The sequence below is a fragment of the Pontibacillus sp. ABV4_188 genome, assembly GCF_056311905.1.
In genome coordinates this window covers 2,325,636-2,348,954 of the sequence record NZ_CM149975.1, presented here as the reverse complement: position 1 = coordinate 2,348,954, position 23,319 = coordinate 2,325,636, and the positions used below count along the sequence as shown (strand labels likewise).

Annotated in this window: 19 protein-coding genes and 1 other annotated feature; of the genes, 13 read left to right on the top strand and 6 right to left on the bottom strand. The window is 39.7% G+C overall.

All coding sequences use genetic code 11. The features are described 5' to 3' along the window. Nucleotides 1-13 precede the first annotated feature (13 nt). From ACYX4O_RS12020 to ACYX4O_RS11985, 8 genes are all read left to right on the top strand, one after another. A complete protein-coding gene (locus ACYX4O_RS12020; RefSeq protein ID WP_476351199.1) occupies nt 14-799 on the top strand; it encodes an enoyl-CoA hydratase/isomerase family protein in 786 nt (261 codons plus the stop codon). A 12-nt stretch (nt 800-811) separates the two neighbouring features. Next, complete coding sequence (locus ACYX4O_RS12015) at nt 812-1,786, top strand: quinone oxidoreductase family protein (RefSeq protein WP_476351197.1); 975 nt, start codon at nt 812-814, stop codon at nt 1,784-1,786. Between the two features lie 47 nt (nt 1,787-1,833). Further along, nucleotides 1,834-3,495, top strand: a complete 1,662-nt coding sequence (locus ACYX4O_RS12010) for a long-chain fatty acid--CoA ligase (RefSeq protein WP_476351195.1) — start codon at nt 1,834-1,836, stop codon at nt 3,493-3,495. Nucleotides 3,496-3,741: 246 nt separating this feature from the next. Beyond that, nucleotides 3,742-4,179, top strand: a complete 438-nt coding sequence (locus ACYX4O_RS12005; RefSeq protein WP_476351193.1) for a cell wall hydrolase — start codon at nt 3,742-3,744, stop codon at nt 4,177-4,179. Between the two features lie 55 nt (nt 4,180-4,234). Next, nucleotides 4,235-4,452, top strand: a binding site (T-box leader). Nucleotides 4,453-4,760: 308 nt separating this feature from the next. Beyond that, nucleotides 4,761-6,680, top strand: coding sequence for a threonine--tRNA ligase (gene thrS / locus ACYX4O_RS12000; protein WP_476351191.1), 1,920 nt, complete (start codon nt 4,761-4,763; stop codon nt 6,678-6,680). A gap of 256 nt (nt 6,681-6,936) precedes the next feature. After that, on the top strand, nt 6,937-7,710 hold the full coding sequence (locus tag ACYX4O_RS11995) for a class I SAM-dependent methyltransferase (RefSeq protein WP_476351189.1): 774 nt from the start codon (nt 6,937-6,939) through the stop codon (nt 7,708-7,710). Nucleotides 7,711-8,077: 367 nt separating this feature from the next. Continuing rightward, nucleotides 8,078-8,893 carry an alpha/beta fold hydrolase gene (locus ACYX4O_RS11990; RefSeq protein ID WP_476351187.1) on the top strand — a complete coding sequence of 272 codons (816 nt, stop codon included), beginning with the start codon at nt 8,078-8,080 and terminating at the stop codon, nt 8,891-8,893. A 218-nt stretch (nt 8,894-9,111) separates the two neighbouring features. Further along, the gene (locus ACYX4O_RS11985) at nt 9,112-10,980 is read left to right on the top strand and encodes an alpha/beta hydrolase family protein (RefSeq protein ID WP_476351185.1); all 1,869 of its coding nucleotides are present in this window, start codon (nt 9,112-9,114) and stop codon (nt 10,978-10,980) included. A gap of 93 nt (nt 10,981-11,073) precedes the next feature. Here ACYX4O_RS11985 and ACYX4O_RS11980 read toward each other — a convergent pair whose 3' ends face one another. Further along, nucleotides 11,074-12,720 (bottom strand): SLC13 family permease, encoded by a 1,647-nt coding sequence (locus tag ACYX4O_RS11980; RefSeq protein WP_476351183.1) that lies wholly within the window; start codon nt 12,718-12,720, stop codon nt 11,074-11,076. A 758-nt stretch (nt 12,721-13,478) separates the two neighbouring features. Here ACYX4O_RS11980 and ACYX4O_RS11975 point away from each other — a divergent pair. Next, complete coding sequence (locus ACYX4O_RS11975; protein WP_476351181.1) at nt 13,479-13,988, top strand: RNA polymerase sigma factor; 510 nt, start codon at nt 13,479-13,481, stop codon at nt 13,986-13,988. Continuing rightward, the gene (locus ACYX4O_RS11970; protein WP_476351179.1) at nt 13,975-14,970 is read left to right on the top strand and encodes a hypothetical protein; all 996 of its coding nucleotides are present in this window, start codon (nt 13,975-13,977) and stop codon (nt 14,968-14,970) included. The genes ACYX4O_RS11975 and ACYX4O_RS11970 overlap by 14 nt, the downstream gene beginning before the upstream one ends. A 196-nt stretch (nt 14,971-15,166) precedes the next feature. Here ACYX4O_RS11970 and ACYX4O_RS11965 read toward each other — a convergent pair whose 3' ends face one another. Next, on the bottom strand, nt 15,167-15,991 hold the full coding sequence (locus tag ACYX4O_RS11965; protein WP_476351177.1) for a restriction endonuclease: 825 nt from the start codon (nt 15,989-15,991) through the stop codon (nt 15,167-15,169). 193 nt (nt 15,992-16,184) lie between these two features. On the opposite strand from ACYX4O_RS11965, the gene ACYX4O_RS11960 reads away from it, so the two are divergent. Both ACYX4O_RS11960 and ACYX4O_RS11955 read left to right on the top strand, forming a co-directional pair. Then, the gene (locus ACYX4O_RS11960) at nt 16,185-17,567 is read left to right on the top strand and encodes a DUF2254 domain-containing protein (protein ID WP_476351175.1); all 1,383 of its coding nucleotides are present in this window, start codon (nt 16,185-16,187) and stop codon (nt 17,565-17,567) included. Nucleotides 17,568-17,811: 244 nt separating this feature from the next. Continuing rightward, nucleotides 17,812-18,204 (top strand): ferritin family protein, encoded by a 393-nt coding sequence (locus ACYX4O_RS11955; protein ID WP_476351173.1) that lies wholly within the window; start codon nt 17,812-17,814, stop codon nt 18,202-18,204. Nucleotides 18,205-18,246: 42 nt separating this feature from the next. Here the strand turns inward: ACYX4O_RS11955 and ACYX4O_RS11950 are convergent, their stop codons facing one another. The 4 genes from ACYX4O_RS11950 to ACYX4O_RS11935 all read right to left on the bottom strand — a co-directional run bounded on the left by ACYX4O_RS11950 (nt 18,247) and on the right by ACYX4O_RS11935 (nt 21,959). Beyond that, nucleotides 18,247-19,101 carry an STAS domain-containing protein gene (locus tag ACYX4O_RS11950; protein ID WP_476351172.1) on the bottom strand — a complete coding sequence of 285 codons (855 nt, stop codon included), beginning with the start codon at nt 19,099-19,101 and terminating at the stop codon, nt 18,247-18,249. A gap of 211 nt (nt 19,102-19,312) precedes the next feature. Then, on the bottom strand, nt 19,313-19,930 hold the full coding sequence (locus ACYX4O_RS11945) for a hypothetical protein (protein WP_476351170.1): 618 nt from the start codon (nt 19,928-19,930) through the stop codon (nt 19,313-19,315). A gap of 96 nt (nt 19,931-20,026) precedes the next feature. Continuing rightward, entirely contained in the window at nt 20,027-20,647 is a 621-nt protein-coding gene (locus tag ACYX4O_RS11940) for a hypothetical protein (RefSeq protein ID WP_476351168.1), read from the bottom strand. A 61-nt stretch (nt 20,648-20,708) separates the two neighbouring features. Then, on the bottom strand, nt 20,709-21,959 hold the full coding sequence (locus tag ACYX4O_RS11935) for an MFS transporter (protein ID WP_476357107.1): 1,251 nt from the start codon (nt 21,957-21,959) through the stop codon (nt 20,709-20,711). A 122-nt stretch (nt 21,960-22,081) separates the two neighbouring features. On the opposite strand from ACYX4O_RS11935, the gene ACYX4O_RS11930 reads away from it, so the two are divergent. Beyond that, on the top strand, nt 22,082-23,281 hold the full coding sequence (locus ACYX4O_RS11930) for a helix-turn-helix domain-containing protein (RefSeq protein WP_476351166.1): 1,200 nt from the start codon (nt 22,082-22,084) through the stop codon (nt 23,279-23,281). The last annotated feature ends 38 nt before the right edge of the window (nt 23,282-23,319 follow it).

The following is a 23,319-nucleotide window of genomic DNA, read 5'->3' as shown; positions in this document are numbered from 1 at the left end:
AGGAGGAAATGATTTGATACAAGGCAATGATCATTTACAAGTTACTCAAGAAGGGCCTGTTTTATCGTGTGTGTTAAATAGGCCAGATCGGCTCAATGCATTCAGTGAAGAAATGATTACTGGGTTGACCCGGGCTGTCAAAGAAGCAGAAAGGTCTGATTCTATTAAAGCGATTACCATCGCAGGTGCAGGACGTTCTTTCTCGGCAGGTGGTGATGTAAAAGAGATGGGACAAGCAACAGCTACAGATGTGTATGATCATTTAGGGTATCTAAATGAACTTATACTAACAATGAAAGAATGCTCAAAACCAATCATTGCCATCGTTCACGGCTTCGCAGCTGGAGCAGGGTGGAATCTAGTACTTGCGTGCGATCAAATTATTGCAGCCAAAGAAAGTCAGTTCGTCTTAAGTTTTGCTCAAGTGGGATTAGTCTCAGATGGAGGTGGCAGCTATTTCCTAACGAAAAAGCTTGGTCCTTATAAAGCTAAAGAGCTTCTCTTTAATGCTGAACCCGTATCAGCCCAACAAGCCATGGAGCTTGGCTTAGTCAACAAAGTATATGAGCAAAGCGAACTTGAAGCTTCAGCAAGAGAATACGTTACTAAAATTGCAATGGGACCAGGTCGTGCAATCAGTATGATGAAAAAGCTCGTCAACCAGTCTGAAACAGCTGATCTTGCTTCAATTCTTGAGCAAGAGCGAATTACTCAGACTGTCATGGTTTCAACAGAGGATCACCAGGAAGGCGTTAGCGCATTTGTTGAGAAACGAAAGCCTGTATTTACAGGTCAATAAGGAGGAGTTTTCATGAAAGTTGTTCAATTTGAGAACTACGGAGGACCGGAAGTTTTAGAAATGAAAGATTTAAACAATCCTAGTCCATCTATTGGGGAGGTCCTGCTTAAAGTTGAAGCCATTGGCGTGAATTATGCAGATACCGCTCGCCGTGAGGGGGCATATGTTGTTCCAACTCCGCTACCTTTTATCCCTGGAGCCGAAGTTGCTGGAATCGTGGAGGAGATTGGAGAAGGTGTAGCAAACGTCCAAAAGGGAGACCGTGTCGTTACGCTCATTGAGAAGGGCGGATATGCTGAATATGCTGTGGCTAATGCTCAGACGTTAATTCCAATACCAGAAGGCGTGACGCCTGAAACAGCTGTTGCTCTCCCTCTTCAAGGCTTAACTGCTTATCATATTTTAAAAACGATGGGCCGGCTTGAAGCAGGAGAAACGGTTCTTGTTCACGCAGCAGCTGGTGGTGTTGGATCTCTTGCCGTACAATTGGCTAAAACTTTCGGAGCGGGTAAGGTTATTGCTACCGCTAGTACAGAAGAGAAGTTAGAACTTGCCAAGTCACTCGGGGCAGATGCGATTGTGAATTACACGGAAGATAATTGGCGGGAGAAGGTAATAGAAGCAAACGATGGAAAGGGAGTTGATGTTGCATTAGAGATGGCAGGTGGCGAGATCTTCCATGAAACGGTTAAGTGTATGCGCTCCTTTGGACGTGTCGTGGTGTATGGTGTCGCGAGTGGGAACCCAGCTCAAATGTATCCTTCAGGTTTAATGAACCGGAACTTATCAGTTGTCGGCTTCTTTTTACCACAAATTATGAAAAAACCTAAATTATTCAGTTCAAGTTTGCAGGAACTCTTAGCTCTTGTTCAAAAGGATGAGCTGAAACTTACAATCGGGGGAGTCTATCCTCTTGCTGAGGCAGCAAACGTACATGAATTACTTCAGAGCAGAAAAACGAAAGGGAAGCTAGTGCTTGTACCGTAACGTAGGTTAACGACTATACCTAAGAGTGGAAAGGGGAATGGCGATTTATGTTAACGAATCATCTTCAGTACTACCCGAATCGTGTAACGAAAAGTCTGTCTGTACCGCAAACGACGCTCTATCATAACTTGGAGGTGGCCGCAGCACGTTTTCCTGATCATCCATCTATGCTTTATTACGGAAGTGAGATTTCTTATCGAACGTTTAAAGAAGAAGCAGACGCACTTGCTGGTTATTTGCAGCACAAACTAAGTGTTGAAAGAGGAGAGCCTGTTCTGATCTTTATGCAGAACTCTCCTCAATATGCAGTGAGCTTCTATGGCATTAATCGTGCTGATGCCCTTGTCGTCCCGATCAATCCCATGCTCACATCGGAGGAGTTAGCCTTTTTCATTCAAGATAGTCAAATTAAGAACGCGATCGTTGGACAAGAGTTGTATGATCGAGTACAACCGCTCATAAAATCGACATCTCTTGAATCCATTGTGGTAGCTTCTTATAGTGATTATCTGCCTGCAGAGCACATGGAGGGCCTCCCGCCTGAAGTGCTTGCACCACGTCAATCATTCCATCACGCCGGAACGTATTATTGGAAAGATGCCCTGGCAGCCGGTTTTTCACCTAAGCCATCTGAAGCAGGTCCTGATGACTTATGTGTTATGCCATATACTTCTGGTACTACAGGAAAACCAAAAGGGTGTTTGCATACAAATTCAACTGTTCAAGCGAATGCAGTATCTGCTTACAACTGGGTAAGCATTACAATGGATAGTGTGCACCTTACTACCTTACCTCTGTTCCACGTAACTGGGATGCTCCATAGTCTTCACGCCCCGGTATATGGCGGATGTACAATGGTCATAGTAACTCGATGGGACAGAGAGATGGCAGCTAAATTGATTGAAGAAAATCAAGTAACACACTGGGTTATGATCAGTACAATGCTGATAGATTTTCTTGCAAACCCTGCTCTTTCGTCCTATGACATCTCAAGTCTTCAAGTACTAGCAGGTGGTGGAGCTGCATTGCCCGAGGCTGTTGGTAACAAGCTATATGAGATGACGGGGCTTAAGTTTATTGAAGGATATGGTTTATCTGAAACGATATCCCATACTCACTTCAATCCACCTGATCGTCCGAAACTTCAGTGCCTTGGTGTCCCTTCATTCGATGTTGATGCACGTATTGTTGATCCTGCTACTCAACTTGAGCTTGGAGTAAATGAGACAGGGGAAATTGTTGTAAATGGCCCTCAAGTCTTTGTAGGGTATTACAATGAATCTGACAATGAAGGATCATTTCTTGAGATTGACGGGAAAACATTTTTCCGTACAGGAGACATAGGAAGAGTGGACGAAGAAGGATACTTCTTTATTGTCGATCGGGTGAAGAGAATGATTAACGCTTCAGGGTATAAGGTGTGGCCAACAGAAGTCGAATCACTCCTTTATAACCACCCTGCTATACAACAAGCCTGTGTAGTCGGAGTTCCTGATCCACGACGGGGTGAAACAGTAAAAGCCTTCGTGATTTTAAACGAGGAGGCAAAAGGCACAGTAGCTGAGGAAGAGATCATTGAATGGGCGAAAGAACACATGGCTGCCTATAAGTATCCTAGGCTCGTAGAGTTTCGGGATTCCCTTCCGACAACAAGTTCCGGAAAGATTCTGTGGAGGAAGTTGCAGGAGGAAGAGAAAAGTCAGGTGTAGTAAAGAACTGAAGATCGTATAACTGTTATGTCTTTAAGGGCGAAATCAAGTAGATTTTGCCCTATTTTTATTTGGATATGAACGAAAAAATCTAATGATTTATCTTTATTTACTCTTCAACTGAAGAGTAAATAGAAAATGAATGAATAATAGGATAAGCTGCTCTTACATACTTATAAATATTGGGTTTTCACAAGTAGTTAAACAACGAAAGAAATTTTGCATACAAAATTGTGAGGTGAAAGTATGCCGAGAGTAAAATATACAGATTCAGACGTTGCTTTAATGGCGAGGATGATGAGAGCAGAAGCGGTTAGTGAAGGAAAACAAGGAATGTTATATGTAGGTAATGTTATTGTAAATCGTGCTGCATCAGATTGTTTAGATTTCAAAGATCTCAGAACCATTTCTGATGTTATTTATCAAGTTCAAGGAGGCAATTACTCATTCGAGGCTGTACAAAAAGGGAATCTATTTTACAACAGAGCTAGATCGGCTGAAAAGCGTTTAGCAGAGAAGAATTTAAAATCCTGGAGACAATTCCCAGCAAAGTATTCCCTTTGGTACTTCAATCCATCAGGCTCTTGTCCATCGACATGGTTCGGTCAGCCTTTTGCAGGGCAATATAAGAATCATTGCTATTATGAACCGCAGGCAAATTCGTGCGCTAGTGTTTATCGCTAAATTTTAGGAATTGTATTGACTGCATACGAATTTTGGAATATAGTAGTAAAAAATAACAAAAGCTATGACGAGGACATGAGATTTCTGAACGGTTTTCAGAGAGGGAAGGGTGCTGAGACTTCCTAACGCAGCAGAATGCCTTACCCCCTTTGAGCTGTATAGGTGAACCTTTATTGTAATCTATACCGTAACCGCTACGTTACAGCCTCTTTGAGTCATTATGGATGTAATGAGAACTTGGGTGGAACCACGAGCAACACACTCGTCCCTTATTAGGGATGGGTGTGTTTTTTGTTTTCTATTTTTAATAGTTATTTTGCAATGAACAGGACATGAGAGATTCATACCGATTTACAGAGAAGGAAGGGTGCTGAGATCTTCCTAATGCAGGTGAATGGTCTTACCCCCTGGGAGCTTGCGCGGCTGAACGTTTAGTAAGCTTGCGCCGTAGATGCTACGATACAGCGGTCACGAAGCCGGTTTATTTTACCGGGAAGTGGGGTGGAACCACGGGTATGCGCGCTCGTCCCTTTTATAGGGATGTAGCGCGTTTTTTTATTTATAAAAAGGAGTGGTGAAAAGTGAATGAAAGCATGATTAACATTATTTTTCCAGACGGAAATGAAAAGATGTATCCACAAGGAAGTACGTTAGAAGATATTGCAGGCTCTATTAGCACTACTTTGAAGAAGAAATCTGTCGGAGGACGAGTGAACGGGCAATTGTTTGATTACAAGCGTCCTATTGAGGATCATGCACAGATTTCTTTAGTCTCATTGGATTCAGATGATGGTTTAGAGTTGATGCGCCATACAAGTGCCCACGTATTAGCGCAAGCCGTAAAACGAATATATGGGGAGGCGAGGTTCGGAGTAGGACCAGTCATTGAAAATGGATTCTACTATGACGTAGATGTAGAAGATTCTATACAAAAAGAAGATCTTCCAATGATTGAAAAAGAAATGAAGAAAATAATTGATGAAAATTTGGAAGTGAAGCGAGAAATCTTAACACGAGCGGAGGCGGAACGGCTCTTCGCCCATGATCCTTATAAGATGGAGTTACTACAAGCAATTCCTGGTGATGAACCTGTATCCGTTTACCGCCAAGGGGAATTCGTAGATTTGTGCAGAGGTCCACATGTTCCGTCTACAAAGTGGATTAAATCGTTTTCCATTACGAATGTAGCAGGTGCTTATTGGAGAGGAGACAGCAACCGTGAAGTATTGCAGCGTATTTATGGGATCGCTTTTCCTTCTAAAGAAGATAAACAAGCGTATGTACACTTCTTAGAAGAAGCGGAGAAACGTAATCATCGCAAGTTAGGGAAAGAGCTTGATTTATTTATGTTCTCTGAAGAAGCTCCGGGAATGCCGTTTTATTTACGAAATGGTCAGACAATCCGGAATGAATTAGAAAAATTCCTAAGAGACTTGCAACATTCTTTTGACTATGAAGAAGTTCGGACACCAATGATGATGAACCAGCGCCTATGGGAACAATCTGGGCACTGGAATCATTATAAAGAAAATATGTATTTCTCCGAAGTGGATAACCAGCACTTTGCTCTAAAGCCAATGAACTGCCCGGGTCATATGCTGATTTATAAGGACCAGCTTCACTCATACCGTGATCTTCCGATTCGAATGGCGGAATTCGGTCAGGTTCATCGTCATGAATTTAGCGGTGCATTGAATGGGATGCTTCGGGTGAGGACCTTTTGTCAGGATGATGCTCATATCTTTGTGACTCCGGAGCAAATTGAAAATGAGATTCGCTCAGCCCTTAATCTGATTGAATATGTGTATGAGACATTTGGCTTCGAGTATTCGATTGAGCTTTCTACGAGACCTGAAGATTCAATGGGAGATGATGCTCTATGGGACCAAGCCGAAAATGCATTAGAAAAAGTCCTTGATTCCCTTGATTATAAGTACAGTGTAAATGAGGGAGATGGTGCTTTTTACGGGCCTAAGATTGATGTGCATATTAAAGATGCTCTAAATAGAAGCCATCAATGTGCTACCGTCCAGCTTGATTTCCAAATGCCTGAGAAATTTGATTTATCCTATATTGATCAAGACGGCAATAAAGCTCGGCCTGTTGTTCTCCACCGAGCGGTGTTTGGTTCTATTGACAGATTTTTAGGTATTCTGATTGAACACTTTGGAGGAGCTTTTCCTGACTGGCTTGCCCCTGTTCAGGTAAAAGTCATTCCAGTATCGAACCATGTTCATAAACAGTATGCCGAGGATGTGAGAGACCGTTTAAAACACAAAGGGGTGCGGGTGGAAGTTGATTTTCGAAATGAGAAGCTAGGGTATAAGGTTCGTGACGTGCAGATGAAGAAAGTACCGTACCTACTCGTGGTGGGAGATCATGAAGAAAAACACGGAGCTGTGCAGGTCAGGCGGTACGGTCAAGAAGGAACTTACAACGTCTCATTAGAACAATTTGAAAAAGACTTGCTGAATAGGGTGTCGGATCGAGTTCTAGAATAAGAGGTGATGAAGAGGTAATAGATGAAAAATAGAGGGCAACCCTATGTAGACCATAAAAGGATAGGGACACAGGTGACCGAATTATGGTTAATGATCAACATGAATTAGTCGTTAACTCATAAAGAATAGACGTACTCTATCAGGGTACGTCTATTATTCAGTATTTATATTGGATTCAGTAAAATTATATAAAATAATGTAAGATATGTTCTTTATTTTAAATTAACATCTTTTAGTTTGATGATAGGAGGTATCTATGGAAAACCTTGATAAAATATATAATTTAGAAGAATATGATGATCCGGCTCGTTATGATGGTCAGAACCATACGTATAAGCGTGATATTCCGCTTCTTTTGAAGTGGGCGAAGAAACAAGATGGTCCTATTTTTGATCTGGCTTGTGGCACAGGTCGAGCAACGTTCCCCCTAGCTCGTGCGGGATTTGATGTGACTGGTATAGACGTACATCAGGGCATGTTAGAGGAAGCCAAACGAAAAACAAGAGCAGGGGACACTATTAACTGGCTCCTAGATGACTGTGCAGATTTGAACCTCCATAAGAAAGTGGATTTTATCTTTACTGTTGGAAATTCATTTCAACATTTTCTTACCAATGACTCTCAGGATGGGTTGCTGGCATCCGTTACTCGCAACCTAAAAGAGAATGGTGTGTTTATCTTTGGTACTCGTTTTCCGAATGCCTATGAACTCTTAAGTGAACTGGAAGAGGTATTTGAGCATTCTTACAAAGATGAAGAAACGGGGGATTTAGTCGATGTTTATCACTTGAGTCAGTATGACGCTTTGAGTCAGGTCCAGTATAACACCACAACACGGCGATACAAGAATGAGTATGATGATATGATATACGAAGAAAAATCTCACATAGCCCTCCGATTTGTTTTTCCAAAAGAAATGAAGAGACTGCTAGAGAAGCATGGACTATCTATTATTCATCTATATGGGGATTGGGAAGAAGGTTTGCTTACCTCTACTAGCAAAGAGATGATTTATGTATGCCGAAAATAGTAATTTCATAATAAGAAGAGGGAACATAGCAATGCATCTAATGGTTTCCGGATTCGTTAGAAGGGAATAAGGTACTATGTCTTGCTTCAGTAGGTGGATAACAAGGACCTATTTTAGCCGCAGCATATGCATCCGTTCTAGATATATCAGACAAACAGCATGAGCAGGACATACTCCTTGCAGAAGGTGAAGGATTAAGACACAAGGGAGTTAATTGTAAAATTTCTCTTCTAATGGTTAATCCTTTTTCTAATTTCAATTGCCTGGAGAGCAAATGATCTGATACTGTATCTTTAAGGATAACAACTCAGATTGAAGTTACGTTCATCACAATCAGCTATAAAGCATATGAGGAAGGATTGTCGTTTTGTTAGAACATAAAGTATTGGGCCAAGACAGTAGTAAGGAATATGTTGTTCTTTTACACGGGATTGGAGGAAATTCAAGTATCTTCTTCCCGCAAATTAAGGAGTTTAGAAAGAATTTTAATATCATTGCTATTAATCTACCAGGACATAAGAATTCACCAAGTATCGATGATTATAATGAGGATTTTTCGTTTGAATTAGCTTCAAAAGAAGTTCTAAGAGTATTGGATTACTTAAGTATAGATAAAGCTCATTTTGTTGGTCTATCCTTAGGTTCGGTGCTCATACACAACATTATGTCTATTGCTCCGGAACGGATCGAAACCGTTGTACTTGGAGGTGCAATTACAAGAATTAATCCTTTGTCAAGAGTCTTACTTACTCTTGGAGGGTTGTTAAAAAATATGGCGCCTCATATGTGGATTTACTCTTTATTTGCTTATATATTAATGCCTAAGAATAGCCATAAATCTTCCAGAGACGCTTTTATCAAAGAAGCCACAGAAATGGAGCGTAAAGAGTTTCTCGGATGGTATAAAATCCTTCACACGGTGGAGCAGACATTTGAGAATGTGAAAGAAGTAGCCTCACATATTCCTAAACTGTATTTAACTGGTGCAGAGGATCATATGTTTAAGAGGTATATTAGCGAAGACGCTAAAAAAGCAGGGAACTCGACATTACTTCTTATTCCTGGTAGCGGACATGTAGTAAATATTGATAAACCCAAAGAGTTTAATCACTGCGTTCTTTCTTTCTTGAAGGGAAAAGGGGACATCCAAGACCATGAGTTAAGGGGGAGCTCTCTTACTTAAGTCAAAGGGAGATTGTAGCGATTTTTTTATCTTGTACACCTATTGAAACATGAGAATATGGACTAGGTATTAAAGGATTATTAAGGTTTTCTTAATAATCCTTTTTGTGTGGCATCATTTTTTTAGAAGTCTACATTTTCTATAAAAGAATGTTTGATACAAGTATTTTGGAAGCGTTACCAAGCATATACATGTACTAGTAAAGGAGGAAAGACATCATGAAAAGTGGCAATCGAACTCCAAAGTACTTGATTCTTTCACTTGTACTAGCTTTGGTTAGTATGGTGGGAGCCTATTTCGTGCAAACATCTGGAACGGATGTTGAAGTTAAAGATTTACGATGGGAAACTCCATCCGGTCACTTAATGAGTGCATTACTATTTAAACCTGAGGGCGTTTCTGAAGAGTCAAAAGCCCCAGGGATTGTGACGAGTCACGGGTGGTATAATAACCGTGAGATGCAGGATTTGAACAATGTTGAACTTGCTAGAAGAGGTTATGTTGTCATTTCCATTGATATGTATGGTCATGGAAACTCTGACCCGGTCGAGCCTGCTGAATGGCCAAATCGAGGGACGGGGATGTATGATGCGGTTGAATTAATGGCTGACCTCCCTTATATAGACCGAGATAAAATTGGTGTCACGGGACACTCTAACGGAGCAAGAGCTGCTAACTGGTCTGTGCTTGAGGATAATAAGAAGCCCGAAGAAGAGCGATTGATTTCAACTGTCCTACTCGTTGCTAATGATGCGATGTATACGAACGATCCAGGAGAACCTTTGTACTGGTCTATGAGGAACGATGATCAAGAGTATACAAATATGTATGGAACACGAGATGTAGGGATTATAGCTGCAAAATATGATGAATTCTTCTTCCGTAGTATTGGGGAAGCTGGAACGGTTACACCACCGAGGGATTATATCGATACTAAGTATGCTCAGTCGTTTCTTCATTTTGGGATGGATCCAAGTGAGATAAATGAGGAGCGTGACAGTTACACCGTATATAAACAGGAAGTAGATGGGGCGGAGGCAATGCGTGTCATTTATAATCCAAACCAGATTCACCCCTGGAATCATTTCTCTAAGAGTGTCGTGGGGAGTTTATTAAACTACTTCGATGAATCTATAGGTTCACCTAAAGAGATTGATTCTACTAATCAAATCTGGCAGTGGAAAGTATTCTTCAACTTCCTAGGTTTAGTAGCATTCTTTATGTTTGTTGTAAGCTTTACTAAAGCGATGTTAAATACAAGCGTATTTTCATCATTGAAAGCCAACGAGACTGCTGTAGCAGGTCCAGTACCTCGGGGAGTAGGCAAAGCATGGTTTTGGGGTGGGCTAATCGTTAGTGCTCTCCTATCAGGTTGGTCTTATTTAGCTTTATTTACGTGGAGTGCAACAAATCGTCCAGAATTTTTCCCACAAGCACCTGTTTATTATATTGGTGTTTGGTCGGCTGTCATGGGCGTGGTAACACTTGTGATTTTGTTCGTGTCCTATATATTCTTCTCGAAAAAAGAGGGATTAGATCTTCGAGCCTCTGGAATCCTTATTAATTTGCGAACATTGTTGAAGACGATTTTACTCTCTTTGCTCGTAACGACGAGTGCGTTTGGATTAGTCTTTATAGCAGATTATTTCTTTATGACAGACTTCCGGATTTGGGTACTTACTATTAAAGCATTTACACCAGATAAACTATTGATTGCGCTTAAGTATGTACCATTCTTCTTACTTTTCTATGTAACGAATTCAATAGCGGTTAACTGTTTCAACTATGTTTCAAACGGGAAAAAAGAGTGGATAAACACGGCATTAATGGCGCTTTTTAATGGCTTGAGCGCTATTGTAATTGTCGCTATTCAATATACACACTTTTTTATAGAAGGAGATGTATTCTTTACAAACATCTCAAACATTGCAGGGATCTGGTTGTTCCCAATTATTGTTATTATCCCACTAGCAGCAATCATTACACGTAAAATTTATAGAGTAACGAAAAACCCTTACCTTGGCGGGATCATTTACGCGATTATTGTGACCGTTATGATGGTTTCAAATACACTGACACAGTTGTAATGAAGAACCTCCCTGTGGATGATCCTATCCTCGGGGCTTTTTTTATACTATTGTGCATTAAAAAAAGGCCAGGGAGAGACCCTGGCCTTCTCATTATTCTTTCTTAAGCATTTCTGGAATTTCCGTAAGGTCGATCCCCCATGCAATCGGAAGCCAGAAATAAACAGCAAGCGTTACAATAATAATACCAGTCAGGTTAAGGGCAAATCCCGCTTTAGCCATATCGGGTATTCGCAAGTAATTAGAACCGAAAACGACTGCATTGGGTGGGGTGGCTACAGGGAGCATAAAAGCAGATGAAGAAGCCACGCCTGCAGCAATCATAACGGCATATGGGTGAACTCCTAGAGCCACAGCTAAAGAAGCCATAATCGGGTACATCATATTGGCTGTCGCTGTATTAGATGTAATTTCAGTTAAGAAAATAACCATTGCAGCAACAACAAGAAGAACCACAAATATATGAATTCCTTGTAAAACAGTTAGTCGATTCCCAATCCACTCAGATAATCCAGACTCAGTAAAACCAGTCGCAATAGCAAGTCCCCCGCCAAATAGTAACAAGATCCCCCAAGGTAACTTTACTGCTGTATCCCAATCAAGCAACCTATCCCCTTTAGTAGATCTTGAAGGGATGACAAAAAGAATAAAAGAGGCAATTAATGCAATCATGGCGTCTCCGATATTCTCATTTACATACGGTTGTAAGAGAAAGGAACGGGTTACCCAAGAGAAAGCGGCTAGTGTAAAGACGAGTAAGATCACTTTTTCTTCAAAAGATGCCTTGCCGAGATCGTCTTTTTCATTTTTGATAACCTCACGTCCACCAGGAAGTTCACTGATCTTAGGAGGATAAGCGATTTTCACAAGGTAAAACCAGGCGATAAATATAAATCCCCAGGCAATAGGGACTCCAAACAACATCCAACGAGCAAAGGAAATTTCAACTCCATATAGGTTGCTAATCGCAGCTGCCAAAGCTGTATTTGGTGGTGTTCCAATGAGTGTTGAAATACCTCCAATCGAAGCAGAATAAGCAATTCCTAGCATCAGAGCCTTTCCGAACCCGAAGTTCTCTTTAGATGTATCAATCGAGTCATCATCTTTTAGCTGTTCGGACACCTGATATATAATCGCGAGACCAATGGGCACCATCATCATTGCAGTAGCAGTGTTGGATATCCACATCGATAAGAAACCTGTCGCGACCATAAACCCTAGAACGATCCGTCTCGTATTTGTTCCGATTGCTAATATGATTGTCAGTGCTATGCGTTTATGTAGGTTCCACTTCTCCATAGCAAGTGCAATCATAAAACCGCCCATAAATAAAAAGATGGTGTCATCACCATAAGATGAAGCTGTCTGGTCCATATTCAGACCGCCGGTTAATGGAAATAGCACAATGGGGATCAGGGAAGTAACCGGAATAGGTACGGCTTCAGTCATCCACCAGACAGCTACCCAAATGGTACTAGCTAATACTGCTTTTCCTTCATAGGAAAGGCCTTCAGGTTGAAAAAAGATAAAAGTCAGTGCAAATAACAAGGGCCCTGCGAAAAGCCCAATTACTTGTGCTTTCTTAAAACTCCTTCCTCCACCATCATCTCCGCCAGAAGATTGTTGTGAGGATTGTTTGTGTGAAGAGGAGGCGCTTTCATCTGGTTTTGCAAAAAAACGCATCAAATCTTTAGCCTGCTCATGTTTCTCCCATAGCCAAGTCCATCCTTGTGTAATCATGAAATCTCTCCTCTATAACATAATGTTCGTTAGCAAATTCCCTTGTATGGAAGTGGTAAAACTATGAAATTCCATCGAAATTGTTGTAATCTTTGTATTATACTGTAACTCGATTTACATAAAACTGTAAGATTAATAGCTTCTCTATCGTCTAATGGGTAGGGCTCTGCTAAAGTTTGCTGTTGTTATTCTTTATACCAAGCTAGTTCAAGAATCGGACAGAATTTTTGAAGACTAGAAAATGAGAGAATGTTTCCGTTTGCGTTGATAAAGCATGAGGTGGTTCGGGAAATCACTCGCTTTCCGCGGCTAGCTGGGAAGCCTCCTCGTTCGCTACGCTCTCTGTGGGGTCTCCCCTAGGCTCCTACTGCCGCAGGAGTCTCGCAATTTCCCGAACCACCTCTACCATATATGGTGTAACGGAAACATTCCATATGAGGAAACCGCTCAACTCTCACCACCCTTTAGGTGTTGGTCCGTTCGTAAAAACTCTAGCAGGGGTGTTTGGGGAACGGGGAGACTCCTGCGGGAGAAAGAGGTCGACGAGACCCCACAGGGTGGTTTTCCCGAGGAGGCTCGACAGCTCGCCCGCGGAAAGCGAGTCGTTCCCCAGACACCCCAACCACTCGACAACGTAACGGACCTATCTACACAAAAGTGTCTCAGCTTAGAGTGTTCCATATAAGGGGCTTATATGAAATAAAATCAACACTAAACATTAACAGAGCCAATGGATAAAGAATAAAGGAGGAGGGTGTATGGATCAGGAAGATCAGTTCAAGGAATGGTACGAATTATACAGTCAGCATGTGTACCAGTTTCTCGTGTATTACAATCGAACGGATGATGTAGATGATTTAGTTCAAGAAGTGTTTATAAGAGCTTGGAAACATGCTCCTTCATTTAAAGGAAAAGCATCACCAAAAACATGGCTCTTCTCAATTGCGAGACGCGTTTCTGTTGATCGATACAGAAAGAAAAAATGGGAAAGGTTGATAGATAGAGGTGAAAGTCATGAGGGTGGTTTGACCCCAGAAGAAATAGTATTAAATAAAGAAGAAGATCAGCGATTGTATCAGGCGATTAATAGCTTAAAGACGAAATATCGAGAAGTCGTTATTTGTAGAGGGATTCTAGAGTTAAGTACTCGAGAAACAGCGGATGTGTTAAGGTGGAGTACTTCTAAAGTGGATACCACTTTTCATAGGGCTAAAGAGAAATTAGCGAGTGTAATGGATGAGAGGGGGATGAAATATGCACGATCATAATAATATGAAAGAGAATATGAAGAAGCTTCCAGCATTTGAGATGGATGAGAATCAGAAGAAGAGAAATTGGGAGAGTATACAGTCCATAAAACAGAAGAGAAAGCGTGATTGGTTCTTATATCCCTTATCCGTTGTAGCTTTTCTTCTCATGATTACAAGTGTAACGTTGCTATTAATGGAAGAAGGCCCCTCGATACCAGCTGAACAAGAACGGACGCCAACTCAAGAATACTTTGAAGGAGTGGAGCCAATTTATTCTGATTTTATTCTATCGACGTCTTTTAATCTTCCAGATAGAAGGGTCGCATTAGGCTATCTTTATAATGCTTCACTATTTTATACACCCGAGGCTAAGAGAGTTAACCCCCTCCTCGATCGTAAGGATGTTTCTGCTTATTTCCAATCCACCGATGAGGAGATGCAGAGTTTGGACATAGAGCCTAAGTTAGAAACATGGAAGTCTAACGTAAAGACAACATGGGTATTTTTAAGTTCAGCAGAACAGCTAATCAAAGAACCTAAATTAAAAGAACAAATATCTGATCTCATTACAAAAATTTCTTATATTCATAACTCAAATCCTATCTCTGAAAACCTTGCAACGTATAGTGAGGTTAAGGAAGAGTTAGCAGGCATCGTCAGGGAAATTGATGTCACGGCAGGTGATACTTCTATTTATAAGGGGGAAAGTGAGACTTTTGAGTTTACTATTCAGAATTTATCCGGGGAGGAACATTTAGCTATCCTTCGTGTTTTAGACATGGAAGCATGGAATGAGGAAGAAATAGGTACAGTATCTTTGTCTTTAGTGGAGTCACACACTCCATTTTCAATAAAGGTTGTTGGGAGTGCAGGGTATAAAGGAGATTTGAGATTACCAGATTCATTAAAAGGAGAAGAAGAAATCGAAGTTAGTATAGATGGCAAAGAAACCATGCAGTTATCGAAAGTTAAAAGTCCATATAAAATGAAAGGAGACTAGGTCGGTAGAGACTTAGTCTCCTTCATATGAAGGGAATTTTTCATCAGTTTGAATATTTATGTTGAAATTCAGTTATTGCTCTTTTCTACATTTTTTTCACTTATATAAGATAGTGAAAAGTAGGTGTGTTAAGTGACAATTGGGAAAGCATATATACGTATTGTTGAAGATCGATTTCAACGTGTATATTTCGAACTTATTTGCTTGAACGTTTCTGTAATGGAAAAAGTCTTCCCTTCCTCCCTTTTTCCACTTCCTTTTTATAGTGATCTAAAAGAATTTGCAATCCGTCTCGATCGATGAGGGTTACCCCATTTCGCTGTGCTGACTTTATGGCTGAACTAGAGAAAGTGCGATTTGTAAGAACCACCTTACGATCAGCTTTCCAATACCCTGCTCCTCCGACTACTTCATTAATTGCGTTAATCCCAACCTTCTTATCGCTCCCGTAGCACTTTGTTTGAATAGCTGTTTTTACTCTTTTTTTCACGGTTAGAATGTCTGCGCCGTAATCCCCTGTTGCAGGAGTAAGTTGAGTAGAATATCCGAGGCCCTCATATAGTTTAGAGACAAATTGTTCAAACTCAGTCCCGCTCATTTGATCGATTTCACTCATGGCAAAAGCTTTATGCGTGGTTTTACTTTTAGAGAATAAAGTTTCGCTATACTTATGCATGAGCAACAGAGCTAAAGCAATGGAGAAGAGATAATACACTTCCCATGAACCACTCGCTCCCATGGTAATCAACGTTACAAAAAGGTATATGCTAAGCCTTAGTTTCTCAATTAAAGACCATGCACGTATCCTTCTTGATCTTTTATAGGTTAGGTGAAGTGCTAAGGCTTTAGCAATGTAACTATTCATACCAAGGAGTAAGGCGCTTAAGATCCACCTCGTTTGTAAGTCTTCCTCGCTAATGCTGACACTTAGTAATAGTGCTATAAATATAAAGCAACTGATGATCAATCTTGATTGTAAAGCTGGACTAAGAATAGAACTCTTTGGTTTACGTTCGTTCATTCAATCACCCTTATTTATGTTATAGAGCTATCTTTTCCATTTATAGGATAGTTATAAGGGGGTTTCAGCCAATTATATTACAATCTCCTATCATTATTTTACGGTTGTATGAATTTGTAGTTGGTACGGGTTAAATCCATTATGATGGGGGAACGAGGGAAGAGTACTTTCTAAGAATGTGAGGGGATCCATCATGAGCCTTTTTGGTTACATTAAGAAATATGGTTCCATGTCAAGAAGACAGAGGAAAACAGAACTGAACTCTACTCTTTGGTTTATGCCTTTATGGTATATTGCTGGCGCTATTTTATTATCTATATTTACGTTTTATTTAGACTATATATTAGATGTCGGATCGTATTTACCTGTTGGACTAGGATTTAGTGGAACAACCCTTCAAGTGTTACTGAGTGCACTTGTTGGTGGGGTGTTGACACTTAGTGCTTTTACCATTAACTCATTGCTAGTTGCATTAACAACTTTTAGCGGTCAATTCTCCTCAAAGATGCTTGTGAACTTTGTGAGTGATAAAATGACCCAGCATGTGTTGGGGATTTTTAACGGTAGCTTTATCTATGTGTTATTAAACTTCCTATATGTTACGCATGAGAAGGAAGAATATATATTTGCAACTCCAATTCTTTCGATCCTGACTGCGATTATTGCAGCATTAACATTTGTTTACTTTATTAATCATACGACAACATGGATGCAAGTACACAATATTAGCTTTAATATGAATAAGAAATCAAAATCTGTCCAAGAATCACTCATAAAAGAAGAGGAACCTTTCATACTCGATTATGAGGAAGGTCGTGTTCAAAAATTACCTGATGAAGAAGGTCGTAGTCTTTATGCTCAGGAAACTGGTTATGTCCAGCTTGCTGATATTGCCCAAATCGTCCAACAAGCAGAACGTGATGGGGTTACTGTAAAACTTGAGGCAGGCATAGGGGAATTTGTCCTGAGCGAGGCTCCATTATTAACAGTATGGTCAGAAGATAACCTAATTGATGATGAAAAGTATTTAGGTTTCATAGAGATAGGTGAAAAGCAAACAGAAATTCAGGACCTTGAGTACGGTGTGAATAAGCTTGCGGAAGTGGCCATTAAAGCGATCGGTAACAATGATCCTTTAACCGTATCAAACACGCTACATCAGATTACAGATTTATTAAAAAGCATTGGAAAACAATCAAATTTCTCTCCATACTTGGGAGATAAAGAGGGAAAACTTCGGTTTATACTCGATCAGAAAGATTTCAGCTTTTATCTTCATAAAGGATTTGCTCACGTGAGGGAATACGCGAATAACAACACGGCTATCTTAGCAGAGATTTTAAGAATGACGGCTCTGCTTGCAAAGGTACTTCCCGAGAAACTGAATAAGGACCTTTGGCAGTTCGCATACGAAACCGTGTTAGGGCTTCAAGACTGTCAACTGCATAGGCAAGATTGTTACACGTTACTTGACCCCCTATATAAAGTCTCAAGAGACACGGGGGAGGTTGATGCTTTCCAATCTGTGAAAGAAAATCTCTTGTGCACCATTCGTGTAGAGCCACAATTTGGCTAGATCATACGAAGAGACGTTACCTCATATTATAGGTAGCGTCTACTTTTATTTGGGTGTGTTACAATTTTAGGCGATAAAGAATATAGAGTTTGGACATTTTGAAATGGGAAGGTCACTGATGAAGAGGTTGTAATAGAATAACCTAGAATTATATTATAGAAAATTGAAGATAATAGGAATAATGATCGATAGTTTATCATCCATATAATAGGGGAAGAAAAATAGATAAACAGAGGTGATCGATATGAATAATCTTGTACCGAACAGAGGAATCGAATTACTGCCGGAAGAAATTGAAAACGTAAATAATTATTTAGCTGACTTGTTTGTTGTTAGAGGGAAATTAGATACTTTTAAGATAGGGGATGAACAACAACTTCCATATGAGGAGTTAAAGGATTATGTATCTGATGAAATGGAGTTGCTATCAGAGCGGTTGAAACGGAATGGGAACGAGCCTGTAGGGTCATCTGAAACCGTGTTCCAACGTTCAACTATTGAAGTAAATGAATCCTTTCTATGGGAAGATTTAAGCACGCTTGCAAAAGAACTGCGTGAAAAGGATTCAGGTCTACTAAATGATGCAATTGAAGTGTACGAAGATTATAGTGAACGGTTGCGAACATTAGAGGTGTAAAGCAAAAATCCCACATGAATCTAGCATGTGGGATTTTTCTGCTTATTTTTCTTGTAAATAAAAACCGATGTATTCAAGTGCTCCTTCTAGGTTCTGGACGGTCTTTGCCTTTAGGTCATGAATATGCTGACTACTGATGTTATGGAGTGCAGCTTCAGGTGTAATGCCTGTAATAATCGTTTCGGCGCCAATTAATTGGAGCGACTGGACAAGTTTCACAAGTAAGGTCGGAAATACGTCATCTATAATGACGAGTCCGGATAAATCAATAATAATGTAATCAATTTGCTTCTCAGAAGTATGTCGCAATACTGTGTCCATAATTTTGTCTGCACGATCATCGTCAATTACTCCTTGGAGCGTTAAAATGGATACGCCGTTCGTAATTGGTAGGATAGGGACGTTTAGAAAACCCATATTAAACTTGGTTTGGTCGAGTTCAATAATGTGTGAGAGTAGATCAGCCATAGACTTTAAGTATTCTACATCCTCGTCGCTAAAGACTTTTTCTTCCCTGTCCATTACACATAACGTTCCAAATACTGCTCCCTCGGTATCTGTGAGGGTAACTCCTAAGTAGCCTTTAATTCCAAGTTCTGGAGTTATAACTAAGTCTTTAGTCACGCGGAATTTGTTGACATCTGGTGTGTGCATCTCATTTTGTTTATTGTTAATAATATGTCGGCAATAACTACCGCCATATTCTACCTCGTACCCCTCTGGAATGATTTCCTCATCTTTATTAAGAGAGCTAAGTACAGTCATCGCAGTTTCTCCGCGTTTGGCTACATAAGCTGTATTAACATTTAAACGAGTGCTAATCATATTGAACATCTTCTTAGAGGCGGTTTTCAAAGATTGAAAGTCCGTTGAGTTCAAATTGTACTCTTTCCCCATTAATTGGTTTCCTCCTCTATTGGTGACTAACTTCACCTATCCTTCCATTGTAAAGGTTATAATCCTATTAAGTAAAATAAAGAATATGTACTAGAAAAGGGTTCATTATAACACCTACGGTAAAGCAGAGGAAAAGAGCCTGAATTTGTGTGGTTGTATGTAGCCCCTGAATATGAATTGAAGTGTTTATGTTATAGCACAATTGAACCTTTTACATGTTGTTTACTTGAATGGAAAGCAAACTTCCGAACTCTTGAAAGAGTATTTTTCTCTGTTCTGAAGTGATGTGATCGATGAGGAGTTCTAAGCGATTATTTTCCATATCATAGCGTATTTGGTAATTGTTTTCTTTGTCTTCAATTAGTGTATCTGTTTCTTCGTAAACCATAGGTACATTGTTCATAAGTGTATTCATAGAATAATTCACGGTTTTCCATTGTACAGTTTCATTAGGAAGGGTTTTTAACACTTTCTGTTTAAATTCTTGGGTGCGATGTTCTTGTTCAATGAGTCCGATTACAATTTTTTGTTTTTCTCGATCGAGATATGTAATTCCGTATTCGTTTATACCGTTTTCATCCCCAAACATCTCTTGTTGAAGATTTGCTAATGTATGGGTATAAAGATATTGAAGATCGTTCGTTTGTTTAATCTGATTATTGTATTGAAATTCATTCAGAGAAGTAGAGAGGGTATTTTCGGTTTGTTCTTGAATCTCAAGTTGTGAGTGGTTTTTTGAAGCATCACTTACAATATTCCCAGTCACACCCCAAGCACTAAGCAACAAACCTATTGAAAGCGCCCCTTTATAAGTAGCTTTTGATTTCATTTGATTTAGGTCCCCTTGTAAAGTTGGTTCAGTAGGTTAGACGAACGAAGGGAGGGGGAAGTTTCAAATAAAGGCTAATAAGATATATTTTATGTATTAGATGCCAAGTTCTCGCTCGAATGTCTTATGTAACGTATAGTACTGAAGTCCTTTCGAGTTCTTTTTGGCCTCTTCCGCATAAAGGATTGCCTCATCTAAATGACCTGCCAACCTCTCTCGTTCTGCCATTAGTGCATTTTTCATCCACGTGGTTTGAGTCTCATCAATTATACGATTAGCCTGAGCCATATCTCCCTCTTCAAGACGTATAAAACCTTCATAATACGAACGATAAGCTGGTGCTGTAATATAATTCAGCTCTTCATTAGCAGCTTTTAGGTCTTTAAAGTGAAGGGCTTCGCCAATTTTGTAAAGGGCTTGACGTGAACGATGCTTTGATTTTGAGACTAGTTTTTCTGTAGTTGATTGAATTTCCTCGTCTAGCCCATTGGCGAGAGCATATACCGTATAAAAGGTAACGTTTTTCTTATTCTTTACCAGAAAGCGTTCGATTTTGGATATATCCTTTTCCCATAACAAAATGTTAAGAGTCGGGAAGATCAGAAAGGCTACCAGGAGCACCCCGAAGAGAGCAATAAGCCATAGGTTTGTAATCTCAAAATAGTAAAGAAAGAAAAATCCTATTACACTTACTATAAATGTAGGTAAGCTTTGCAAAACGACCCCTCCATTTCTTGGGTTCATTATAGCATGGAAAAAGGTGGAGCAGCATGTCCTTTTATGCTTTAGTTGCAGAAGAAGTTTCGATAGGATGGGTTCTGAGCTGTTTTTCATTTAAAAGAAGTAGTGTGAAAGCAATCATACAGAAACTTGATGGAATAATGCTCCATACAGCACCAAACTTATCTAAGGCAAATCCATAAGCCATCATTCCAAGAGGAGATAAACCCTGCGCCATCATTTCCATAATGCCAAACACTCTTCCTTTTACGTCTTCTTCAATGACCCTCTGCAAAAGTACACCAAGTGGGGTGTTAATAAAAGATATAGATAAACCATAGAAAAGCCCTATTATAATATAAAAGCTCACGTTTGCTGTATAACTAAGCGAAATGATCAATGGTAAAGTGGTCAGTGCCATTAGAGAGCTTGCTACAATTATTCCCCATTTTGTTAATCGAAGAGGGTTACGAAAAGTTTTTCGAATAGAAAAATATAGTGAAGCTAGAAGCATACCGCTCGCAAATGTCCCTTCTATAATTCCAAAATGACCAGGTTGGATATCAAGTCGCTCAACCGCCATATAGGGTAGACCAATAGCCAGAGCTACAGCGAAGAAATTTATAAGTAAAGATGCAAGAAATAAATGAAAGAGCGTTGGATTATTCTTTACGTATTGCAATCCTTGTATAAGAGAGGTGGTTAACGTTGAAGGCTTAGTGTGATTGTGTTTTCTATAAAGGGAGAAGTTCATGGTAGATTGTAATAAGATTGAAACGATATAGCTTGAAATGTAAATGAATAGGAATGTTCGCATGGAAACCAATCCGTATAAGGCTCCTCCCACAATAGGTCCTCCGATTGTCGACAAAGAGATGGATGCTTGTTGTAAGGCCATTGCCTTTTGAATTCTTTCTTGATCAAATAGTTGAGTGATCGCTGAAGTAAGAGTGACGCTATTAAAGGTTGAACAAAGTGAGAGTAATGTCGTGGCTGTATAGATGGCATAAATATTGAGGTCAGAAATAAACGTAAAGGTTAGTAAGGCTATGACAATTAGTGTTGCCCCTCCTTGAGAGAAGAGGACGATTTTCTTTTTTGATAGTCGATCAGCAAGCGTTCCGGCAAATGGTGCTAGAATTGCTCTTGGGAGAGTAAGACAAATCAAATTGACGGCAAATCCAATGGCTGAACCTGTTGCTGTTAAGATATACAAACTAATTCCAAACCCATACACGCTACTTCCAAAAGATGATAGAAGCTTACTGAATGAAAATGTCCATAAATGATAGGTTACACGTTTATTCACGTCCAATAGGATCGCTCCTCCAAACAATAAGTTTAATTAAATTAAACTTATTGTAACATAGAACGTTCTTTCAATAAAGGGGAAAGTTTAATATAATTAAACATATTGAGGGGGTTAATCTTATGGGATCCTTAGGAGCACGTATTAAAACGCTTAGAAAGAAGAAAAAGTTAACGTTACAAGAATTAGCTGGTGAGCATATGACTAAAGGGATGGTTAGCTTAATTGAAAATGATAAAGCCAAGCCTTCAATGGAAAGTCTCCATTACATTGCAGAGCAACTAGATGTAACTGTAAACGAGTTACTTGAGGAAGTCAGCACGACGGAGATACGGGAGCTTCTAGCTACTATTGAAACTTACTTTAGAGAAGGAAATGATGAGAAAGTCATAAACTGTGTTTCTCTCGTTCAAACCGAGCACTTACCCTTGTCCTATGAGTCAGCAAAAGTTTTAGAACTCTACGGTAAAAGCTTATATAAAACAGGAGCTACAAACTGGGAAAATTATTTAGATCTTGCCGATCATCAGTATATGACATTAGCCCTTTATGAAAAGTCGGCTGCTATTACTTTATTTCAATCATGGAATAAATTGAAAAGTGGACAATATGAAGAATCCCTTCATTTATTAAGGGAAAAGCATGCGGTAATTCAATCCCATAGGGCGGAACTTGAAACGTTAACCTTTCTGAAATACCAGACTCATGAAGCTTCTTTACTCTTTGCCATTGGCCAGAACAAAGAAGCGGAGGAAGTTCTGCACTCTGCGATATCGTATTCAAGAACAACGAAGGTCTTTTATCAAATTGAAGAATTGTATAGAATCGCTTGTCTTTATTCGATTATGATGCGAAATAATGAGGAAGTATCGTATTTTTTAGAAAAGCTTGATTTATACAGCAAGTTTGTAGATAGTACAGACGCAAAAGCAGCGGTTCTATTATTGCGGTCCCATTATCATAATGAAGCTACGGGGGAATACGAAGAAGCGATCCAAAACATTGAGGCTTTTAAAGACATAACAGGAGGTTCAGTGAATTCGTATTATGTAATGGAAAAGGGGAAAGCTCTATATCATATGGGTGATATAGAGGGAGCGTTAGAGTTGTTGAATAAATTTACAATTATTCCAGAATGGGTGCATCCATTTGATCGATCCATGATTCACCAAGTGAAAGCCTATCAAGCTCTCTGTCTTAAGAATTTAGGAAAGTGGGAAAAGGGTGAAATGTATGCAAAAGAAGCTTACGAAGGGGTCAAACAATTACCTGAAACCCCTTACCAAACTTTTGTGTACGAAACTTTAAATCAATTTTTATAAAAAATGGTCAACAGACTTGTTCTGTGATTAAATAGAAA

Excerpts from the sequence above, each read along its gene's own strand:
- ACYX4O_RS12015 (WP_476351197.1), top strand. The coding sequence starts at position 812 with ATGAAAGTTGTTCAATTTGAGAACTACGGAGGACCGGAAGTTTTAGAA.
- ACYX4O_RS12010 (WP_476351195.1), top strand. The coding sequence starts at position 1,834 with ATGTTAACGAATCATCTTCAGTACTACCCGAATCGTGTAACGAAAAGT.
- ACYX4O_RS12005 (WP_476351193.1), top strand. The coding sequence starts at position 3,742 with ATGCCGAGAGTAAAATATACAGATTCAGACGTTGCTTTAATGGCGAGG.
- ACYX4O_RS11995 (WP_476351189.1), top strand. The coding sequence starts at position 6,937 with ATGGAAAACCTTGATAAAATATATAATTTAGAAGAATATGATGATCCG.
- ACYX4O_RS11985 (WP_476351185.1), top strand. The coding sequence starts at position 9,112 with ATGAAAAGTGGCAATCGAACTCCAAAGTACTTGATTCTTTCACTTGTA.
- ACYX4O_RS11980 (WP_476351183.1), bottom strand. The coding sequence starts at position 12,720 with ATGATTACACAAGGATGGACTTGGCTATGGGAGAAACATGAGCAGGCT.
- ACYX4O_RS11975 (WP_476351181.1), top strand. The coding sequence starts at position 13,479 with ATGGATCAGGAAGATCAGTTCAAGGAATGGTACGAATTATACAGTCAG.
- ACYX4O_RS11970 (WP_476351179.1), top strand. The coding sequence starts at position 13,975 with ATGCACGATCATAATAATATGAAAGAGAATATGAAGAAGCTTCCAGCA.
- ACYX4O_RS11965 (WP_476351177.1), bottom strand. The coding sequence starts at position 15,991 with ATGAACGAACGTAAACCAAAGAGTTCTATTCTTAGTCCAGCTTTACAA.
- ACYX4O_RS11960 (WP_476351175.1), top strand. The coding sequence starts at position 16,185 with ATGAGCCTTTTTGGTTACATTAAGAAATATGGTTCCATGTCAAGAAGA.
- ACYX4O_RS11955 (WP_476351173.1), top strand. The coding sequence starts at position 17,812 with ATGAATAATCTTGTACCGAACAGAGGAATCGAATTACTGCCGGAAGAA.
- ACYX4O_RS11950 (WP_476351172.1), bottom strand. The coding sequence starts at position 19,101 with ATGGGGAAAGAGTACAATTTGAACTCAACGGACTTTCAATCTTTGAAA.
- ACYX4O_RS11945 (WP_476351170.1), bottom strand. The coding sequence starts at position 19,930 with ATGAAATCAAAAGCTACTTATAAAGGGGCGCTTTCAATAGGTTTGTTG.
- ACYX4O_RS11930 (WP_476351166.1), top strand. The coding sequence starts at position 22,082 with ATGGGATCCTTAGGAGCACGTATTAAAACGCTTAGAAAGAAGAAAAAG.